General features: G+C 71.0%; 14 protein-coding genes. 1 reads left to right on the top strand and 13 read right to left on the bottom strand.

Translation table 11 applies throughout. The annotated features are described in order from the left end of the window. Nucleotides 1–60: 60 nt before the first annotated feature. The 3 genes from nadD to pepN are packed head-to-tail and all read right to left on the bottom strand — an operon-like array spanning nt 61 to nt 4,716. A complete protein-coding gene (nadD, locus tag ACQP2X_RS07345; RefSeq protein ID WP_498695253.1) occupies nt 61–648 on the bottom strand; it encodes a nicotinate-nucleotide adenylyltransferase in 588 nt (195 codons plus the stop codon). A 14-nt stretch (nt 649–662) separates the two neighbouring features. Then, nucleotides 663–2,168, bottom strand: a complete 1,506-nt coding sequence (locus ACQP2X_RS07340; protein ID WP_498695252.1) for an ATP-binding protein — start codon at nt 2,166–2,168, stop codon at nt 663–665. A 52-nt stretch (nt 2,169–2,220) separates the two neighbouring features. Next, nucleotides 2,221–4,716, bottom strand: coding sequence for an aminopeptidase N (gene pepN, locus ACQP2X_RS07335; RefSeq protein ID WP_498695251.1), 2,496 nt, complete (start codon nt 4,714–4,716; stop codon nt 2,221–2,223). Nucleotides 4,717–4,926: 210 nt separating this feature from the next. Between pepN and trpS the strand changes: the two genes are divergently transcribed. Next, nucleotides 4,927–5,901 carry a tryptophan--tRNA ligase gene (gene trpS, locus ACQP2X_RS07330; protein ID WP_498695250.1) on the top strand — a complete coding sequence of 325 codons (975 nt, stop codon included), beginning with the start codon at nt 4,927–4,929 and terminating at the stop codon, nt 5,899–5,901. Here trpS and ACQP2X_RS07325 read toward each other — a convergent pair. From ACQP2X_RS07325 to ACQP2X_RS07280, 10 genes are all read right to left on the bottom strand, one after another. Continuing rightward, entirely contained in the window at nt 5,890–6,288 is a 399-nt protein-coding gene (locus ACQP2X_RS07325; protein ID WP_498700841.1) for a GNAT family N-acetyltransferase, read from the bottom strand. The genes trpS and ACQP2X_RS07325 overlap by 12 nt on opposite strands. A 60-nt stretch (nt 6,289–6,348) precedes the next feature. Then, nucleotides 6,349–7,857 (bottom strand): GTPase ObgE, encoded by a 1,509-nt coding sequence (gene obgE / locus ACQP2X_RS07320; RefSeq protein WP_498695249.1) that lies wholly within the window; start codon nt 7,855–7,857, stop codon nt 6,349–6,351. 77 nt (nt 7,858–7,934) lie between these two features. Further along, nucleotides 7,935–8,192 carry a 50S ribosomal protein L27 gene (rpmA, locus tag ACQP2X_RS07315; RefSeq protein WP_097320297.1) on the bottom strand — a complete coding sequence of 86 codons (258 nt, stop codon included), beginning with the start codon at nt 8,190–8,192 and terminating at the stop codon, nt 7,935–7,937. 13 nt (nt 8,193–8,205) lie between these two features. Continuing rightward, complete coding sequence (rplU, locus tag ACQP2X_RS07310) at nt 8,206–8,520, bottom strand: 50S ribosomal protein L21 (RefSeq protein ID WP_360251737.1); 315 nt, start codon at nt 8,518–8,520, stop codon at nt 8,206–8,208. 166 nt (nt 8,521–8,686) lie between these two features. Then, nucleotides 8,687–9,046, bottom strand: a complete 360-nt coding sequence (locus ACQP2X_RS07305) for a hypothetical protein (RefSeq protein WP_498695248.1) — start codon at nt 9,044–9,046, stop codon at nt 8,687–8,689. A 252-nt stretch (nt 9,047–9,298) separates the two neighbouring features. Beyond that, nucleotides 9,299–12,820: an Rne/Rng family ribonuclease gene (locus ACQP2X_RS07300; RefSeq protein WP_498695247.1), complete on the bottom strand. Its 3,522-nt coding sequence runs from the start codon at nt 12,818–12,820 to the stop codon at nt 9,299–9,301. A gap of 153 nt (nt 12,821–12,973) precedes the next feature. Continuing rightward, nucleotides 12,974–13,669, bottom strand: coding sequence for a TIGR03936 family radical SAM-associated protein (locus tag ACQP2X_RS07295; RefSeq protein ID WP_498700840.1), 696 nt, complete (start codon nt 13,667–13,669; stop codon nt 12,974–12,976). A gap of 83 nt (nt 13,670–13,752) precedes the next feature. Next, nucleotides 13,753–15,699: a TIGR03960 family B12-binding radical SAM protein gene (locus ACQP2X_RS07290; protein WP_498695245.1), complete on the bottom strand. Its 1,947-nt coding sequence runs from the start codon at nt 15,697–15,699 to the stop codon at nt 13,753–13,755. Nucleotides 15,700–15,718: 19 nt separating this feature from the next. After that, on the bottom strand, nt 15,719–16,063 hold the full coding sequence (locus ACQP2X_RS07285; RefSeq protein ID WP_498695244.1) for an STAS domain-containing protein: 345 nt from the start codon (nt 16,061–16,063) through the stop codon (nt 15,719–15,721). Next, complete coding sequence (locus tag ACQP2X_RS07280) at nt 16,060–18,564, bottom strand: SpoIIE family protein phosphatase (RefSeq protein WP_498695243.1); 2,505 nt, start codon at nt 18,562–18,564, stop codon at nt 16,060–16,062. The genes ACQP2X_RS07285 and ACQP2X_RS07280 overlap by 4 nt, the downstream gene beginning before the upstream one ends. Nucleotide 18,565 lies beyond the last annotated feature (1 nt).

Here is an 18,565-nt window from a genome sequence, read left to right as displayed (position 1 = left end):
AAGTCCCCTCGGGTAGGTGTCCAGGTGACTTCAAGCCTCTCACACGGGTATGACATTCCCTTAGCCCCGATAGAGCCCACGCTTGTTGATGTACTGGACGACGCCGTCCGGCACCAGGTACCAGACCGGCTTGCCGGCGGTCGCCCGCGCGCGGCAGTCGGTCGACGAGATGGCCATCGCCGGCACCTCCACGAGCGTGACACTGTCGCGCGGCAGGTGCTCGTCGGTAAGCTCAAAGCCGGGCCGGGTGACCCCGACGAAGTGGGCCAGGGAGAACATCTCCATGGCGCTCTTCCAGCCCAGGATGCGCGAGAGGGCGTCGGCCCCCGTGATGAAGAACAACTTCGAGTCGGCGCCGTAGATCGCCCGCATGTCACGCAGGGTGTCGATGGTGTAGGTGGGACCGTCCCGGTCGATGTCGGCCCGGCTGACGTGGAAGCGCGGGTTCGAGGCGGTCGCGATCACCGTCATCAGGTAACGATCTTCAGCCGGAGAGACTTTGCCCTTCTCGTACGGCTGACCGGTCGGCACGAACACGACCTCGTCCAGATCGAAGCGCGCCTGAACCTCACTCGCCGCGACAAGGTGCCCATGGTGGATCGGATCGAAGGTCCCACCCATGATCCCGATTCGGCGTCCGCGGTGCATCGATGAAATATAGATCAACCATCCAGGCGCTTTCGTACGGCTGTGAGCAGATCATCCGCCGTAAAAGGCTTCTCCAAAAGCGCGACACCAGGGTCAAGCGTTCCCTGCGAGTGCAAGACGGGCTGGGCATAACCGGACATATAGAGCACCCGAGTGTCCGGTCGCTCCCGCACTAAGCGTTCGGCTAGCTCTTTGCCCAGCATTCCGGGCATCACCACATCGCTCAGCAAAAGATCGATTTGTCCGGAATGCCGCGACGCCACGTCGAGAGCTTGAACCCCACACTCTGCCTTGAGCACTTGATATCCAGCTCCGGACAGGATCCGCCCGGCCACGTCACGCAGAGCAGCCTCGTCCTCGACCACGAGCAAGGTCTCCCCGTGCCCGCGAGTGTCAGCCGCGGGCTCCACGACAGCCGGCGAAGCCTCGACGGTCGACGAAGCGGGCAGAAGAACGGTCACCGTCGTACCCAGTCCCGGCTCCGACGTGATGCTGACCTCGCCGTCGGCCTGCGTGACGATGCCGTACACCGTGGCCAGGCCCAGGCCGGTCGCCTCCCCGCTGGCCTTGGTCGTGAAGAACGGCTCGAAGGCCCGCTCCACCACCTCCGGCGTCATCCCCTTGCCCGAGTCGCCGACCCGCAGCCGCACCTGATCGCCGTGCCGCCCGGTGTCGATCACCAGGTTGCCGCCCGACGGCATCGCGTCGCGGGCGTTCAGCGCCAGGTTCACCAGCATCTGCTCGATCTGGCCGGGATCGCACGTCACCGGCGGCAGATCGGGCTCGGGGCGGAAGATCAGCGTGATGTGCTCGCCGATCGAGCGCCTCAGCATCGCCTCGACGTCCGCGATCACCTTGTTCAGATCGAGCACCTGAGGCCGTACGACCTCGCGCCGGGCGAAAGCCAGCAGTTGATGGGTCAGATCGGTGCCGCGCTCCCCCGCCTTGATCACCTGCTTGGCGTCGGCCGCGATCATCTGCACGTCCGGCTCGGCCGACTCGGCCTCCTCGACCACGAAACTCGCGTAGTTGACGATCACGCCGAGCATGTTGTTGAAGTCGTGCGCGATGCCGCCCGCGAGCTGACCCAGGCTCTCCAGCCGCTGGCTGCGGTGGGTCTGCGCCTCGGCCCGGAGCCGGGCCTTCTCCCGCTCGCCCCGGTCCCGCTCGGACAGGTCGCGGACCACGGCCAGGGCGAGCCGCCCCTGCGGCGTGTCGACGATCGACACCGACGACTCGACCGACACCTCGGAGCCGTCACGCCGGCGGACGGTGGTGGTGACCGCCCCGATCGGGCCCGGACGTCCCTCCTCGATACGCTTGCGGCGCTCGGGAAGCATCGTCCGGGCATCCTCGGTGATCAACTCGTCGACGTCGAGGCCGACCAGTTCATCCCGCGTATAGCCGTAGAGCTCCACCGCCCGGTCGTTGACGAGCACGATCGTGCTGCCGGATATGACCAGGATGGCGTCCGGGGCGGCTTGCAGCAGGCCACCGGCCAGTTCCTCGGACCACTCCACGCCGTCACCCCCGTTGATCTCCGAGAGTATCGGCTGAAAGCGTGGCGAAAGGTCAAAAGCGCGCAGCGAGCGCCCGGCGGAGGTCGTCGTCCGCGTCCTGGACCACGCGCCGCAGGATCGGGTCGAGATCGTCCGAGGCCAGCAGCTCGGCCGCGAGCCGCCGGGTCTCCGCCTCGACCATGATGTTCGGGAACGCGTAGGCGGCCGTCTTCTCGGCGCTCATGCCGCTGCGCACCCGCATCATCTCGGGCATGTCGGCGAAGTAGCGGGCCACGTACGGGCGGATCAGGTCGAGCTGCTCGGCCTGCCAGAAGCCCGAGGCGGTCATCTCGACGAGCCGGTTGGACAGCTTGGTATCGCCGATGATCGACTCCCACGCGGCCGCCTTGGCTTCGGCGTCGGGCCGGGCCGCCCGCGACCGGGCCGCCCACTGCTCGCCGGTGGCGCTGCGGTCGCGCTCGAACTCGGCGTCGATCGCCGCGGCGTCGGCCGCGCCGAGCACGGCCAGCCGATAGACGATCAGCCAGCGCAGGTCGGCGTCGATCGCCAGTCCGTCCGGCACGTCGCGCCCCTCCAGCCAGCCGGCCAGGCGCTTCACGTCGACGGTGGCGCCGATCAGGCCGCGGGCCGCCGCCAGCTGGCGCGAGCCACCCGCCTCGGAGACCGCGAGCAGCCGGTCGGCCGCCTGCGCGACCAGTTCGAGGGCGGCCGGGCGCGTCTCCGGCGTGGAGTAGCGGTCGACCAGGCTGCGGGTGGCCCGCAGCACGTCCTCGACCACCACCACCTCGGACTCGACCGGCAGCGCGGCCAGCACGAGCGTGACCAGCTCGGCCACCGGGCGCTCGCCGTCGACCACCGCGTCGAGCGTCGAGGCCCAGAGCACGGCCCGGGCCAGCGAGTCGTCGAGCAGGGGCAGCAGGGCCGGCACGGCCGCCGTCGACTCCTCGTCGAGCCGGATCTTGGCGTACGTCAGATCGCCGTCGTTCAGCAGCAGGAGGTCCGCGACCGGCTCGCCGGCCAGCTCGGGCACCTCGGTCCGCCCGGTCGCCTGCACCTCGACCTCGACCCGCTTGCGCAGCACCACAGCGCCGTCGGCCGACCGGTCGTACAGCCCGAGACCGACCTTGTGGGGCCGCAGCGTCGGGTACTGCTCCGGCGCGGTCTGGAGAACGGCCACCGAGGCGTACGCCCCGGCCTCCCGGACCACCTCGGTCCGCAACGTGTTCACCTGGGCCCGGCGCAGCCAGAGGGCGGCCCACGTGGTCAGGTCGCGCCCGCTCGCCGCCGACAGCGCCGTGAGCAGGTCGGCGAGTGTCGCGTTGCCGTAGGCGTGCGCCTCGAAGTGCGCGTTCACCCCGGCCAGGAACGCCTCATCGCCCACCCAGGCGACGAGCTGCTTGAGCACGGCCGCGCCCTTGGCGTACGAGATGCCGTCGAAGTTGAGAAGGGCCTGGTCGGTGTCGGTGACCTCGGCCGGCGCCACCGGGTGGGTGGAGGGGTGCTGGTCGGCCCGCAGGCCCCACGCCTTGCGCTGCATGGCGAACGTGGTCCACGTGTCCGGGAAGCGGGTGGCCTCGGACGCGATGCGGGTGCCCAGATATTCGGCGAACGACTCGTTCAGCCACAGGTCGTCCCACCAGGCCATGGTGACCAGGTCGCCGAACCACATGTGCGCCATCTCGTGCGCGATCACGTTGGCCCGGTGCTCGCGCTCGCTCTCGGTGACCGCCGAGCGGTAGATGAACTCGTCGCGGAAGACGACCAGCCCGGGGTACTCCATCGCGCCGAAGTTGAACTCGGGGGCGAACGCCTGCTGGTAGTGCCCGAACGGGTAGCGGATGTCGAAGATCTCGTGGAACCGGTCGAGGCACTGCCGGGTGACCTCGAAGATCTCGGGCGCCTCGGCCTCGAGCGGCTCGGCCAGCGCCTTGCGCGCGTACAGGGCCAGCGGGATGCCGTCGTGCTCGCTGGTGACCGAGTGGTACGGGCCGGCGATCAGCGAGCACAGATAGGTCGAGATCGGCTTGGTCGGCGCGAACTCCCAGCGCCCGTCCTTGCCGGCCACCAGCGGCCCGTTCGCGGCCACCAGCCAGCCGGCCGGCGCGGTCACGCTGACCCGGAACGACGCCTTCATGTCGGGCTGGTCGAAGCTGGGCAGGATCCGGCCCGCGTTGTTGATGAACATGTGCTGATAGAGGTACGTCGAGTCGTCCGCCGGGTCGACGTATTTGTGCAGGCCCTCACCGGTGTTCGAATAGCGCATCACCGCGTCGACCGCGAGCTCGTTGTGCTCGGCGAGGTCGCTCAGGTGCAGCCGCTCGCCGTCCATGGCCTCGGCCGGCACGGGCGCGCCGTTCAGCGTGATCGAGGCGACCGAGACCGGCTCGAACTCGAGGAAGGTCGAGGCGCCGGCCCGCGACGAGAAACGCACCACCGTGCGGGCGCCGAAGGTGTCACCATCGGCGGTCAGGTCGAGGTCGATCTCGTACTCGTGGACGTCGACGGTGGCGGCGCGGGCGGTGGCCTCGGCGCGGGTCAGGCTCGGCATGACGACCATCATGCCGGTTTTCACACTGGCGTCACACCACCACCCCGTTGCTATGGTTGTTACGTGCGCTCGACGACCCAGAACTGGTGGCTGCCCTAGACGGGCGGCTACCCCTCGCGCATCACCTCATGCGGCCGCCCCCTCCGGGCGGCCGTTCTTCATGTCCACGGTCCTCGGCGGGGCGATCGCCCCGACCCGGAAGGACCCGTCATGACCCGCCGCCTCACCGGCTTCCAGCCCACCGGCAACCTGCACCTCGGCAACCTGCTCGGGGCCATGCGCCCCCTGGTGGCCGCGCAGGACGACCCGGAGACCACCGACTCGATCGCCATGATCGCCGACCTGCACGCGCTCACGGTCGAACATGATCCACAGCGGCTCCGAGCGAACACCGTCGAGGTCGCCACGCTGCTGCTGGCGGCCGGCGTCGACCCCCAGCGCACCGCCCTCATCGCCAACTCGCAGGTGCCGGAGCACTCCGAGCTGCACTACCTGCTCGAATGCGTCACCGGCTACGGCGAGGCGGCCCGGATGATCCAGTTCAAGGAGAAATCGGCCGGCGGCGGCCCGGTGCGGCTCAGCCTGCTCACCTATCCGGTGCTGATGGCGGCCGACATCCTGCTGCACGACATCGACCACGTGCCGGTCGGCGACGACCAGAGCCAACATCTCGAACTGGCCCGCGACCTCGCCGTCCGCGTCAACAACCGCTACGGCCCCACCTTCACCGTGCCCAAGGCCATCCACCCGGGCGCCGCCGAACGGATCATGGACCTCACCGACCCCACCCGCAAGATGAGCAAGAGCGCCCCCAACCCGGCCGGCCGCCTCGGGCTGCTCGATCCGCCCGACGTGATCCGCCGCAAGATCTCCCGCGCGGTCACCGACACCGCCGGCGTCGTCCGCCACGACCGGGAGAACCAGCCCGGGGTCACCAACCTGCTCGACATCCTGCGCGCCTGCACGGGCGGGCAGCCGGGGTCGTTCACCTCGTACGGTCAGCTCAAGCGCGAGGTCACCGACGCGGTCGAGGCGGTTCTGGCGCCGGTCCGGGCGCGTCACGCCGAGCTGTCGGACGACCCCGGCCACGTGCGGAAGATCTTGGCGGAGGGCCGGGCGCGGGTGCGTCCCAGGGCGGAGGAGACCGTACGCCGGACGCGTGCGGCCCTCGGTCTACTGGACTAACGCGACGACGCGCTTCACGAAGGCGCCGTCCACCTGGTCGTAACCGGACGACTGGAAGAGCGCGACAGCCGCGGGCGAGCACGGCCCGGCCTCGAGCCGGATGATCGAGCGGCCCGCGGCCAGCGTCTCCTCCTCGATCCAGACGATCAGCTGGCGGGCGATGCCACGCCCCCGGAACGCCGGGCGCACGTAGACGCGCTGCAGCTCGGCGATGCCGGGGTCGAGGGTCGGCCGCCAGGCGGCGCAGGCCACCGCGCGGCCGTCCACGACCGCCACCAGGTACGTAGCGTCATCGTCGGGGGTGAAGTCCGCCGAGCGCAGCTCGTGTTGCTGCGCCGCGACCAGCGCGGCGAGCTCGGGGTCAAGGGCGGGCCGCGCTTCGATCATCACGGCCGTGACTCTAAGCGACGTCCGTTTCCGGATGGTTGCCGCAATCTGGACGATGGCCTATTCGGCGGTGTCGTCCTCTTCGTCATCCAGATCCTCGACGAGCACCGGCCGCTTGGCGTTGGACACGCTCGTGACCGTGCCGTCGGCCGCCATGTGCAGCAGCTCGTCGTCGGCGCGGACCCGGCGGGCCTTGCGGGCCGCGAGACGCTGAGCGGCCGAGGCGCGGCCGTTCTCCTCCTCGAGACGGGCGTCGGTGCCGCGCGGGCCGGCCACGAACTCGCCGGCGTTGGGCTGCCAGTCGAACTCGCGGGTGCCGATCCGCACCGGGTCGCCGGCCTGGGCGCCCTTCTTGCCCAGCATGTCCTCGACACCGACCCGCTCCAGCCGGTCGGCCAGATAGCCGACGGCCTCCTCGTTGTCGAAGTTCGTCTGCCGGACCCAGCGCTCGATCTTGGCGCCGCGCACCACGAAGACGCCCTCGTCGTCCTGCTCGACGGTGAAGCCGGAGTCGTCGACCGCCTGCGGGCGCAGGACGATGCGGGTCGGCTCGGGCTCGGGCTGGGCCAGCCGGTGCTCCTCGACGACCTTGGCCAGGGCGTACGTCAGCTCCTTGAGCCCCTCGCGGGTGATCGCGCTGACCTCGAACACGCGGTAGCCGCGGGCCTCGATGTCGGGGCGGACCATCTCGGCCAGGTCGCGGCCGTCCGGGATGTCGATCTTGTTGAGCACGACGAGCCGCGGGCGGTCCTCGAGGCCGCCGTACGCCGACAGCTCGGCCTCGATCGCGTCGAGGTCGGCCAGCGGGTCCCGCTCGATCTCGGGCGCCGCCGCGTCGAGCACGTGCACCAGCACCGAGGTGCGCTCGATGTGCCGCAGGAACTGCATGCCCAGGCCCTTGCCGGTGGCCGCGCCCGGGATGAGGCCGGGCACGTCGGCCACGGTGAAGGTCTGGTCGCCCGCCTGCACCACACCCAGGTTGGGCACCAGTGTGGTGAACGGGTAGTCGGCGATCTTCGGCTTGGCCGCCGAGATCACCGAGATGAGCGAGGACTTGCCGGCCGACGGGAAGCCGACCAGGCCGACATCGGCCACGCTCTTGAGCTCGAGCACGACGTCGAGCTGGTCGCCCGGCTCGCCGAGCTCGGCGAAGCCCGGCACCTTGCGGCGGGTGTTGGCCAACGAGGCGTTGCCCCGGCCGCCACGGCCGCCACGGGCCACCTCGAAGGTGGTGCCGGCGCCGATCAGGTCGGCCAGCACCTCGCCGTCGGCGGTCTGCACGACCGTGCCGTCGGGCACCTTGAGGACCAGGTCCTTGCCGTTGGCGCCGTCGCGGTTGGCGCCGGCCCCGCCGCCGCCGTTGGACGCCTTGACGTGCGGGTGGAAATGGAAGTCGAGCAGTGTGTGGATCTGCGGGTCGACGACGAGAGTGATGCCGCCACCGTGCCCGCCGTTGCCGCCGTCGGGGCCGCCGAGCGGCTTGAACTTCTCGCGGCGCACCGAGACACAGCCGTGCCCGCCGTCACCCGCCTGCAGGTGCAGCACAACCCGGTCGACGAACGTGGTCACTGCTCGAACTCCTTCGATGAAACAAAAAGAAAGCGGGCCACGGACCCCGTAAGGTCCGCGGCCCGCTTCTTGAAAACTTACTCCGCAGCCGGAACGATGCTGACGGTCTTGCGACCACGCTTCGTGCCGAACAGGACGTTGCCGGTCGCCAGGGCGAACAGCGTGTCGTCGCCACCACGGCCGACGAGCTCGCCCGGGTGGAACTTCGTGCCACGCTGGCGGATCAGGATCTCGCCCGCGCTGACCAGCTGGCCACCGAACCGCTTGACACCGAGCCGCTGGGCGGCGGAGTCACGGCCGTTGCGCGAGCTGGAAGCACCCTTTTTGTGAGCCATGAGTGATCCGCCCCTACTTCCCGCTCTTGATGCCGGTCACCTTGACGCGGGTCAGCGGCTGGCGGTGACCCTGGCGCTTGTGGTAGCCGGTCTTGTTCTTGAACTTGTGGATCCGGATCTTCGGACCCTTGGTGTGCTCGGCGATCTCGCCGGACACCGTCACGCTGGCAAGCTTGGCCGCATCGGTCACCAGGTTGTCACCGTCGACGAGGAGGACCGCGGCGAGCGTCAAGGCATCGCCGGGCGCACCCACGAGCTTCTCGACCTCGATCACGTCGCCCTCGGCAACCTTGTACTGCTTGCCGCCGGTCTTGACGATCGCGTACATCGGACGCGGACTCCCTGAGACTTACGCAGCGAAAGGCACTGCTGGCGGATGTTGCTGGTCCCGGCCACAGCCCTGAGGAACAGCAGGCACGGGAACACGACGCTAGAAAAGCGCCGTCCGAAAGCGTACTTCATCAGGGGCCCCTTCCCCAAACCGGGGACGGGGCTCAGCCCTTTCCGCACGCTTTGTCGAGTGTACCCGTGATCTGGGACATCTTCTCGGCGTTGATCTTGGTGAGATCGCCCTTGAGCGCGGTGACCTGCTTGCTCATATCGGTCAGCGCCTTCTTCAGGGCCGGGTCGGAGGTCAGCTTGGCCATGTCGGCCAGGGCGTACGAGTAGCTCGTCACGTCCCGCTCGATCTTCTGGTCGGCCTGCTGCTTGGCCTCGGCGCCCTGACTGGCGGCGTCGATCTGGAGCTTGAGGTCGGCGATGAAGGTCTCGCCGAAGGCCGTGCTGACCCGTCCGGCCTGGGCGCAGATGGCCTCGGTGTCGCCACCCAGCGCCGCGTCGGCCGAGGCCGCCACGGACGGGTCGACCGGAGCCGGCGGGGCCGGAGCCGGTGCAGTTGGTGCAGAGGGGCTCTGATCAGCAGCGCCGCCCGAGCAAGCGGCCAGAGAAAGAAGGGCTACGGCCGCGACGGCCGCAAGAGAGGAACGCATGGGGACTCGGTCTCCTCGGGGGAACGGGGATCGATCCCGCGAGGGTAACCGACGTCGATGGGAAAGGGCGGCTCGGTAGTTAACTTTCTTTACCGAACCGCCCTTTCCTTCCTCTGATCAGGGACGGGTACGCCTGCGGGTGCCCCCGCGGCGCGACCGGCGCCGCCCCGCGCCGGCGCCCACCGGCTCGTCGTCGTCCTCGTCATCGTCGTCGGCCGCGTCCGGGTCGTCGGCGCCGGTCAGGCGCAGCGGCTCGGCCTCGGGCTCCGGCTCCGCCGCCTCGTAACGGGACAGGTCGTAGCCGCTGATGTCGTAGTCGTCGTCCGGCTCGGCCGTGGTGAGCTTGGCCCCCGGCGTGACGATGCCCGACCCGTGCACCGGCGGCAGCTCGGCCACCAGGGCGATCGGGCTCTCACCGGGCTCGCTGAGAACGACCTCGGTCGGCGTCGCCGGCGGGTTCTCCACCTTTTCCGCCGCGGCGGGCTCGACGACGGGCTCGACGACGGCGGGCTCCGCCACCGGCGCGCTGTCGCCGCCGCCCCGGCGCCGCCGGGACTTGCCCTCCTTGGCCGGCTGTTGCTGCTGCTGGGGCGCCGGCGGCGCGGTCGTGGTGGCCGCGGCGACCGCCTTGACCTGGTTCGCGGCGCCGTTCGAGCGCTTCTCCGGCACCGGCTCGGTGTGGATCAGCACGCCGCGGCCCTTGCAGTGGTCGCAGGTCTCGCTGAACGCCTCGAGCAGGCCCGCGCCGATCCGCTTGCGGGTCATCTGCACCAGGCCGAGCGAGGTGATCTCGGTGACCTGGTGCTTGGTGCGGTCGCGGCCCAGGCACTCGGTGAGCCGCCGCAGCACCAGCTCGCGGTTGCTCTCCAGCACCATGTCGATGAAGTCGATGACCACGATGCCGCCGAGGTCGCGCAGCCGCAGCTGCCGGACGATCTCCTCCGCCGCCTCGAGGTTGTTGCGGGTCACCGTCTCCTCGAGGTTGCCGCCGGCGCCGGTGTACTTACCGGTGTTGACGTCGACCACGGTCATCGCCTCGGTGCGGTCGAAGACCAGGTGGCCACCCGAGGGCAGGAAGACCTTACGGTCGAGGCCCTTGAGGATCTGCTCGTCGATCCGCTTGTCGGCGAAGACGTCGCCCGTGCCGGTGTAGCGGTGCATGCGGTCGAGCAGGTCGGGCGAGACCGACTCGAGGTAGTTCTCGAGCTCGGTGTACGCCGAGTCGCCCTGCACGATCAGCTCGCGGAAGTCCTCGTTGAAGAGGTCACGGACGACCCGGATGACCAGGTCGGGCTCCTCGGACAGGGCGGCCGGCGCATGACCGTCGGCGGCCTTGCGCTGGATGTCCTCCCACTGGGCCTGCAGCCGCTTGACGTCGCGGGCCAGCTCGTCCTCGCTCGCGCCCTCGGCCGCGGTGCGGACGATGACGCCGGCGCCGTCCGGCACGAGCTTCTTGAGTACGTCACGGAGCCGCTTGCGCTCGTTGTCGGGCAGCTTGCGGCTGATGCCGGAGGCGTTGCCGTTCGGCACGTAGACCAGGTGCCGGCCGGAGAGCGCGATGTGGCTGCTCAGCCGGGCGCCCTTGTGCCCGATCGGGTCCTTGGTCACCTGCACCAGCACCGAGTCGCCGGAGCGCAGCGCCTGCTCGATCGAGCGGGCCCGGCCCTCGAGCCCGGTGGCGTCCCAGTTGACCTCGCCGGCGTAGAGGACCGCGTTGCGGCCCCGGCCGATGTCGACGAACGCCGCCTCCATGCTCGGCAGCACGTTCTGCACCTTGCCGAGGTAGACGTTGCCGACCATGGTGCCGGAGGTGCTGCGGGAGACGTAGTGCTCGACGAGCACGCCGTCCTCGAGCACGACGATCTGGATCCGGTCCGGCTTCTGGCGCACGACCATGACCCGGTCGACGGCCTCGCGGCGGGCCAGGAACTCCGACTCGCTCAGGATCGGCGGCCGGGTCCGGCGCTGCTCACGGCCGTCGCGGCGGCGCTGGCGCTTGGCCTCGAGCCGGGTCGAGCCGGAGACGCCCTGCACCTCGTCGGTGCGGCGCGGCTCGCGCACCCGCACGACGGTGTGCACGCCGTCCTCGATGCCGCCGGTCTCGCCGTCACCGCTCGAGCCCTTGCGGCGCCGGCGCCGGCGGCGACGGGTGACGCCCTCGCCGTCCGTCTCGTCGTCGTCCTCGTCGGCCGACGCCTCGGCGCCCGATTCGTCCGAGTCTTCGTCGTCCTGGTCGTTCTCGTCCTGGTCGGCCTCGTCGGCCGGGCCCTTGCCGCGGCCCCGGCCACGGCGCCCCCGGCGGCGACGGCGACGGCCGCCCGCGGAGTCGTCGTCCTCGTCCGCGTCGTCGTCGGCGCCGTCCTCGACGTCGTCGGCGCTCTCGTCGGCCTCGTCCACGACGGGCTCGGTGGTCTCGACGGCCTCGGCCTCGGCCGGCTGCTCCTCGGCGGCGCCACGACGGCGGCGGCGGGTGCGCCGGGTGCCCTCGGCGGGCTCCTCGACCACGGGCAGGTCGGCGACCTCGGCCTCGGCCTCACCGATCGGCTCGTCGGCCACCTCGGGCACGGTCACCGCGGGAACGCTGGCGGCGCCACGACGGGTACGGCGGGTGGGCGCGGGCGCCTCGGCCTCGGTCTCGGCCACCTCGGGCGCGATCGCCGGCGGAACCGCAGCGGTCCCCCGCCGGGACCGGCGAGCAGGCGCGGGCGCCACCTCGGCCTCGGTCGGGTCCGGCGGCATGAACAGCACAGCCGGCGGCAGAGCCGCGGCCCGGCGACGACTGCGCGGCGCCGGCTTCTCCTCGACGAAGTCAGCGTCCAGAGGCAGCACACCGATGACGGTGGCCTCCTCGGACTCCTCAGCCTCGGGCTCCTCGACCGGCTCCTCGCCCGCGACCAGGTCAGCGGCCGGAACCGACGCCTCACCAGCAGCGGAAGCCCCCGCTGCAGCCGACGTCTCAGCGGTCGCGGCCGGCACGGAACCAGCAGCGGCAGGCGCGGAACCAGCGGCAGCGGCAGGCGCTGAGGCCTCAGCGGACGAGGCAGGGACCGTCGCCTCGGCGACGGGCTCGAGCGGCGCGACCTCGGCGGCGGGCGCTTCGGCCGCTGCCGGAGCGGCTGCCTTCTTGCGGCGGGTGCGCTTCACCGGGGCGGCCGGAGCGGCCTCGCCCGCCGGCACCTCGGCCGGGGTGGGGTCTTCGGCGGGGGCCGCGGGCGCGGCGGCGGGGGCCGCGGCCTTGCGGCGGGTCCGCTTCACCGGCTTGACCGGGGCTTCCTCGGCCGCCGAAGGGGTGCCGGTCTCCTGGGCCGCGGCTATGGGATCACCGGGCGCCGCGGCACCGCCGGAAGCCGCGTCCGCCGAAGCGGCGCTGATGGAGGCAGCGCCGGAAGCCGCGGCGTCGGAGCCCGTGGCGGAAGCGGCGGCATCGGAGCCCGCGCCGGAAGCGGCCGTGGCCTCGGCTGCTGCTCCGGGCTCGGCGCCGGGGGCGTCGGCCGGTGGCTTGGCCGCCGGGGCCGCGGCCTTGCGGCGCGGGGCACGCGTGCGGCGCGCGGGAGTGGTGGCTGCGGTGGCGTCGGCCGGGGTGACGGCCTGCTCACCGCCCTGGTCTCCCGAGTTGTCTCGGGGCTCGTTATCGAGCATGGGGCGCTCTCCAGTTCTGGCGGCCCCGGGCGCGTTTGAGCGCTGCCACGCAGGGTCGCCGCAAGTTTTTCGGTCCCGCCGGGTAAGCGGACAGGCTTCCGAAGTCTGTCAAGGGACGCCGGCTGCAGCTAGCGCCCTCCGATGGAGGCGTCCTTACCCAGGAAGGGCTGGCTCGCGATCCGCGTCCAACGGATCGACGATCTCCCCCTGCGCGGTGAGCATGCCCTGGGCCAGCCGGGTCACCCGCGGGGGCACCGGCGGCTCCAGGCCCGCTACCGCGCGCAGGCCGGAAAGGACGTCATCGGGTCGCACGGCGGGCGTCACCTGTCGTACGACAAGGTCGATTATCGCACACGGTGTGCCGTCCGCCCCGGAAGGTAGGTCGGACTGCTGCGTCACAGCGATGCGGGTCACTGCCTGACGGGCGTCGAAGGTGCGCTTGCCCTGCTTCGTCATGCGCTCGACCAGCACCTCTTCGGCGTCCTGGAACGCCTTGACGGCCGCCTCGGCCTCGGCCGGGTCGACCGTGGGGAGCTCGAGGCGCCACTGTGAGGCGTCGATCCGGTCGGCCAGGCTGCCGCCGCCCTCCCGCGCGATCACCGACTCGAGGATGTCGAGGCCCGGCGACAGGGCCGCGTCGAGGGCGACCCGCAGCTTCTCCGGGTCGACCTCGGCCTGGAGGCCGATCTCCAGATATTCGGCCTCGCTGCCCACACCGGTCGGCGCCGCGCTGGCGTACGAAATCTTGGGGTGTGGGGTGAAGCCCTGCGAGAAGGCGATGGGTACGCCGCCACGGCGCAGCGCGCGCTCGAAGGCCCGGGCGAAGTCGCGGTGCGAGGTGAAGCGCAGCGGGCCGCGCTTGGCGTAGCGCAGCCGGACGCGCTGGACGACCGGGGCCTGGCCGCCGACGGGCTGGTTTTTGGGAGGAGCCATCAGGCCGACACTCCCAGGGTGTTCTTGATCGGGGTCAGCGGGAGCAGCTTCTTGCCGGTGGGGCCGATCTGGATCTCGGTGTCCATCGACGGGCAGACGCCGCAGTCGAAGCACGGGGTCCAGCGGCAGTCGTCCTGCTCGTACTCGGTGAGCGAGTCCTGCCAGTCCTGCCAGAGCCAGTCCTTGTCGAGGCCCGAGTCGAGGTGGTCCCAGGGCAGGACCTCCAGCTGCTCGCGCTCGCGGGTGGTGAACCAGTCGAGGTCGACGCCGAAGCCGGGCAGGACCTCGGCCGCGGCCTCGACCCACCGGGCGTACGAGAAGTGCTCGCTCCAGCCGTCGAACCGGCCGCCCTTCTCCCAGACGCGGCGGATGACCGCGCCGACCCGGCGGTCGCCGCGCGAGAGCAGGCCCTCGATCAGCGAGGGCTCGCCGTCGTGGTAGCGGTAGCCGATGGCCCGGCCCAGCCCGCGGTCGCTGTTGATCTCCTGCTTGAGCATCTTGAGCCGGGCGTCGATCACCTCGGGACGCTCCATGGCCGCCCACTGGAAGGGGGTGTGCGGCTTGGGCACGAACCCGCCGATCGACACCGTGCAGCGGATGTCCTTGGTGCCGGCGGCCTCGCGACCGGCCTTGATGACCTCGTGGGCCATGTGGGCGATCTCGAGGACGTCCTCGTCGGTCTCGGTGGGCAGGCCGCACATGAAGTAGAGCTTCACCTGGCGCCAGCCGTTGCCGTAGGCCGTGACGACCGTCCGGATCAGGTCTTCCTTGGTCACCATCTTGTTGATGACCTTGCGGATGCGCTCCGAGCCGCCCTCGGGGGCGAAGGTGAGGCCGGTGCGGCGCCCGTTGCGGGAGAGCTCCTGGGCCAGGTCGATGTTGAAGGCGTCGACCCGGGTCGAGGGCAGCGACAGCGAGACGTTGGTGTCCGCGTACTGCTCGGCCAGGCCGGAGCACATGTCGCCGATCTCGGAGTGGTCGGCGCTGGACAACGAGAGCAGGCCGACCTCGGAGAAGCCGGAGAACTCGAGGCCCTCCTTGACCATCTGGCCGACCGTGGTGATCGAGCGCTCCCGGACCGGGCGCGTGATCATGCCGGCCTGGCAGAAGCGGCAGCCGCGGGTGCAGCCGCGGAAGATCTCCACGGCGTAGCGCTCGTGGACCGTCTCGGCCAGCGGGACCAGGGGCTTCTTGGGGTACGGCCAGGCGTCGAGGTCCATGGTCGTGCGCTTGGCGACCCGGAACGGGACGTCCGGGCGGTTGGGCACGACGCGCTGGATGCGGCCGTCGGGCAGGTAGTCGACGTCGTAGAAGCGCGGGACGTAGATGCTCTCGGTGCGGGCCAGGCGCAGCAGCAGCTCGTCGCGGCCACCCGGGCGGCCCTCAGCCTTCCACTCCCGGATGATGCCGGTGATCTCGAGGACGGCCTCCTCGCCGTCGCCGAGGACGGCGGCGTCGATGAAGTCGGCGATCGGCTCCGGGTTGAAGCTGGCGTGGCCGCCGGCCAGGACGATCGGGTCGTCCTGGGTGCGGTCGGCGCTGTCCAGCGGGATGCCGGCCAGGTCGAGGGCGGAGAGCATGTTGGTGTAGCCGAGCTCGGTGGCGAAGGAGAGACCGAGCACGTCGAACGCCCGCACCGGGCGGTGGGCGTCGACGGTGAAGGCGGGGACGCCGTTCTCCTTCATCAGCGCCTCGAGGTCGGGCCAGACCGCGTAGGTGCGCTCGGCCAGGACGTCGGGCTGCTCGTTGAGCACCTCGTACAGGATCTGGACACCCTGGTTGGGCAGGCCCACCTCGTACGCGTCGGGGTACATGAGGGCCCAGCGGACCGTGGTCTCGTCCCAGTCCTTGACGACGGCGCCGAGCTCGCCGCCCACGTACTGGATCGGCTTGCTGACCCGGGGCAGCAGCTGCTCGAGCTGCGGGAAGACGGAACGTACGCTCATGGGGCTCCAGGGTACGCGGTTATGACTGGAGATCCGCCGCCGCCCGGTCGAGGTCGGTGGCCAGCACGTCCTCCCGGAAAGCACACAATTGCAGCGTCATCCGGGCGGCCCCGCGCTCGCCGACGACCAGCCGAGTGGGGGTCCCATGGTCGGACAGGTCGCCGACCAGGGCGTCCAGCAGCCGTACGCCGGCGCTGTCGAGGAACGAGACAGTGGTGAGGTCGATGAGCACCTTGCCGGCCGACTGCACCCGCTTGACGATCGCCTTGCCGATGTCGGGGGCGTTGGCCAGGTCGATCTCGCCGGTGAGGCTGACCAGCTCGGCGTCACCGAATTTCGAGAATTTGACCCATTGATCGGTCACTCGTCGTCCTCCCCCCGGCGGCGCCTCATCGTGACCGTGGTGCCGTCGCTGCGGTCGAACAGCACCTGGTCCATCGACTCCCTGATCAGCTGGAGACCCCGGCCGCGGGAGACGTCGCCGAGCGGGCCGCGCCACGTGCCGCGGTCGGTGACGCGCACCTCGACCGCGTCCTCGGTCACCGTCGCGACCACGTCGATCATGCCGAACGGGTCGTCGCGGTAGCCGTGCTCGATCGCGTTGGCCACCGCCTCGGAGCAGGCCAGCAGCACCGCGTCGCGGCCCTCGGGCCCGACGCCGTGCGCCACCAGCCAGGCACGCAGGTCGGCCCGGAGCAGCGCGATCTGCATGCGGTCGGCGCCGATGGTGCGCTCGATGCGCTCCTCGGTGCCGAGGGTGAGGCAGAGCATGCAGACGTCGTCGGCGTGGTCCTTGCCGACCAGGGTGTCGGCCAGCCCGGCGGCCAGGCCCTGGAGCGGGGCGTCGCGCCGCCTCGCGTACTCGCGGGCGAGGATCTCGAAGCCCTTGTCGATGCTGCGGCTGCGCCGCTCGATCAGGCCGTCGGTGTAGAGCAGTATGCGGCTGCCGGCGGGCAGCCGGCGGCGATGCTCGGTACGGCTCCGGTTGCCGGCCCGGCTGCCGATCGGCGCCGAGCGCGCGTCCATCAGGAACTCGGGCGACCCGGCCGGCTGGAGGAGCAGCGGCGGCAGATGACCGGCGCAGCAGTACGCCATCTCGCCGCTGACCAGGTCGATCTCGGCGTACGCCACAGTGGCCATGCGGGCCGACTCGACCCGCTCGCAGAACCGGTCGAGGCCCTCGATGAGCCGGGCCGGCCCGTCCTCGTTCGAGGAGAGGGCGCGGACCGCGCTGCGCAGCTGGCCCATCGTGGTGGCGGCGTCGATGCCCCGGCCCACCACGTCGCCCACCACCACGGCCAGCTTGTCGGCGTTGATCTGGAACACGTCGTACCAGTCGCCGCCGACCTCGAGGTCCTGCGCCGCCGCCTGGTAGAAGGTCTCGACCGCGAAGCGGTTGTCGCCGCTGGGCAGGTCGCCGGCGAGCAGGCTGCGCTGGAGCGTGCGGGCGATCTGCCGCTCCTGCTCGTAGAGCCGGGCGTTCTCGATCGCGAGCCCGGCCCGGTCGGCCAGGTCGATGAGGAAGGCCCGCTCGGCCGCGGCGTCGCGCCGGTCGGGCGCCATCCGCAGGGCCAGCGTGCCCAGGACCAGCCCGCGGGCGGTCAGCGGCAGCACCGAGCAGTCGAGATCGTCGTCCTCGCCGGGGAAGATCGCCTCGCCGCTGGCGGCCACCTTGCCCAGGCGTTTCTGGAGCAACTCGATGTCGGGCGCCGGGCTGCCCTTGAACTCCTCGATCGGCACGGCGCCGACCTGCAGGCGTACCTCGGCCCAGTCGGCGATCTCGGGCACGAGCCGGTCGAGAAGCCGCCGGATGCGGGGCTGGAGGCGGTAGACCTCGTCGAGCGCGCCGGTCGTCTCGGCCAGGAACTTGCTGCGCTCCTCGCGGCGGCGGACGTCGTCGTAGAGCCGGGCCCGGTCGAGCGCCTGACCGGCCTGCTGGCCGAGCAACCGGACCACGCGCAGCTCGCCGTCGCTGAGCTTGTGCTCGCCCTTGAAGCTGAAGGCCAGCACGCCCAGCGTCACCACGCCGGCCTGCTCGTCGGTGGGACCTGTGGTCAAGGGCAACAATACGACAGTGTTGCGCCCGGACCGCCGCATCGAGTCGACCAGGTCGGGGAAGTGCTGCTTGGCCTCGGTGATCGAGGCGACCACGTGCAGGTCGCCGCGCTCGGCGACCCGGGCCACGGCGCGCGGCGACGAGCGCGGAATGTCGTCCCAGTTGCCGGTGGTCGGGTCGGTCGAGGCCACGGCCACGATCTGGTCGCGCTCGACGTCGACCAGATAGATGCTGCTGCTGGCGGCGCCGAAGGCGGCCTCGGGCGCGCGCACCACCGACTCGGCCACCTCGGCCTCGGTCGGCGCGGCCGACAGGTCGGCCACTATCTGCTGGAGCACCCGGACGCGGCGCTCGGACGCCTCGGCGATGGTGCGGGCGAGCAGCAGCTCTTTCTCGTACAGCCGCCGCTCGGTCGCGTTGAAAATCATCGTCCGGATGGCGCGGGGCTGTTTCGCCTCGTCGCGGCCCAGCGTCGAGTTGACCAGGGTCGGCAGCTGGCGGCCGTCGGCGCAGACCACGTCGAAGGCCAGCTCGTGCACCTCGTCCTGCATGCGCAGCAGCGGGGCGTAGTGGGTCTCGTGGTAGATCTGCCCGCCGGAGCTGAGCAGGTCGCGGAAGCGCCGGTGCCCGACCAGCTCCCCGCGCGTATATCCGGTCCAGGTCAGGAAGGTCTGGTTGACCCGGACGATGGTGCCGTCGGGAAGCGTGGTCAGGTACCCGCACGGGGCGTGCTCGTACAGGTCGTCGGGGTCTTCGTCCCAGGGCAGGCGCAACTCCTGCGTCACGTCCGGCCCACCAGAGTCACTCACG

The sequence above is a fragment of the Actinoplanes sp. CA-131856 genome, assembly GCF_050956135.1.
Taxonomy (GTDB): Bacteria; Actinomycetota; Actinomycetes; order Mycobacteriales; family Micromonosporaceae; genus Actinoplanes.
This window is presented reverse-complemented; position numbering and strand designations above follow the sequence as displayed.

Excerpts from the sequence above, each read along its gene's own strand:
- nadD (WP_498695253.1), bottom strand. The coding sequence starts at position 648 with ATGCACCGCGGACGCCGAATCGGGATCATGGGTGGGACCTTCGATCCG.
- pepN (WP_498695251.1), bottom strand. The coding sequence starts at position 4,716 with ATGCCGAGCCTGACCCGCGCCGAGGCCACCGCCCGCGCCGCCACCGTC.
- trpS (WP_498695250.1), top strand. The coding sequence starts at position 4,927 with ATGACCCGCCGCCTCACCGGCTTCCAGCCCACCGGCAACCTGCACCTC.
- ACQP2X_RS07325 (WP_498700841.1), bottom strand. The coding sequence starts at position 6,288 with ATGATCGAAGCGCGGCCCGCCCTTGACCCCGAGCTCGCCGCGCTGGTC.
- rpmA (WP_097320297.1), bottom strand. The coding sequence starts at position 8,192 with ATGGCTCACAAAAAGGGTGCTTCCAGCTCGCGCAACGGCCGTGACTCC.
- rplU (WP_360251737.1), bottom strand. The coding sequence starts at position 8,520 with ATGTACGCGATCGTCAAGACCGGCGGCAAGCAGTACAAGGTTGCCGAG.
- ACQP2X_RS07300 (WP_498695247.1), bottom strand. The coding sequence starts at position 12,820 with ATGCTCGATAACGAGCCCCGAGACAACTCGGGAGACCAGGGCGGTGAG.
- ACQP2X_RS07290 (WP_498695245.1), bottom strand. The coding sequence starts at position 15,699 with ATGAGCGTACGTTCCGTCTTCCCGCAGCTCGAGCAGCTGCTGCCCCGG.